The organism is Pseudacidovorax intermedius, from assembly GCF_001476815.1.
Classification (GTDB): domain Bacteria; phylum Pseudomonadota; class Gammaproteobacteria; order Burkholderiales; family Burkholderiaceae_C; genus Xenophilus; species Xenophilus intermedius_A.
Genome location: NZ_LDSL01000238.1, coordinates 1 through 828 on the forward strand (window position 1 = coordinate 1; position 828 = coordinate 828).

An 828-nucleotide genomic window follows, 5' to 3' on the forward strand; every position below is an offset into this window, starting at 1 on the left:
GGGAGAGGGAGCCGTGCAGCCCGGCCCGCTCTTCCGCCGCCCCTGCACACGGCGCACGGCGCACCTCACGCCGCCCGCACCGCCGTCGGCCGCGTCGACCACAGCAGGCAGGCCGCCAGCGCCAGCAGCGGCAGCATCGCGCCGTTGATGGCGCGCCAGCCCACGCCGGACTGCAGGGCGCCCGACGCGAAAGACATGGCGGCGGCCGTGGCGCCGTTGGCGAACTCCATGAGCGACTGCGCGCCCGCGCGTTCGTCCGGCGCGTGCGCCGCCGTCAGCAGCGTGGTGCCGGCCACGATCAGCAGGCTCCAGCCGATGCCCAGCAGCAGCGAGCTCGCCAGGAACTGCGCCAGGGCCACGCCCGACAGCGCCAGCATCGCGCTGGCCGCCAGCACGGCGAGGCCGGCCGCGGCCACGCGCCGGCTGCCGTGCCGGTCCACCAGCGTGCCGGCGAAGAAGCTGGGCAGGAACATGCCCAGCACATGCCACTGGATGACGCGCGCCGAGCGCTCGACGGCGAAGCCGCAGTCCGCCATGGCCAGCGGCGTGGCGTTCATCACCAGGATCATCAGCCCATGGCCCACGGCGGTCATGACGATGGCGGCGCGCAGGGTGGGCCGGGCGAGCAGGTTACGCCACGGCGTGGTGGATGCAGGGCTTGCGGCGGCGGTTGCGGGGGCTGGCGTGGCCGTGGCCATGGGTGCGCCCGCGCGGCGGGTGGCGGCCAGGCCGGCCTGTGCGCCGGTGGGTGTCGCCGGGAAGGCCGCGTGGTCCCGCGGCAGGCGGCTCAGCAGCAGGGCAGCCGCCGCCGCGAGCCCGGCGATGGCC

The 828-nt window shown here is 76.6% G+C and carries 1 protein-coding gene; it reads right to left on the bottom strand.

All coding sequences use genetic code 11. The features are described 5' to 3' along the window. Positions 1-65 precede the first annotated feature (65 nt). On the bottom strand, positions 66-828 hold a 763-nt coding region (locus NS331_RS24820), incomplete at its 5' end, for an MFS transporter (protein ID WP_153013056.1).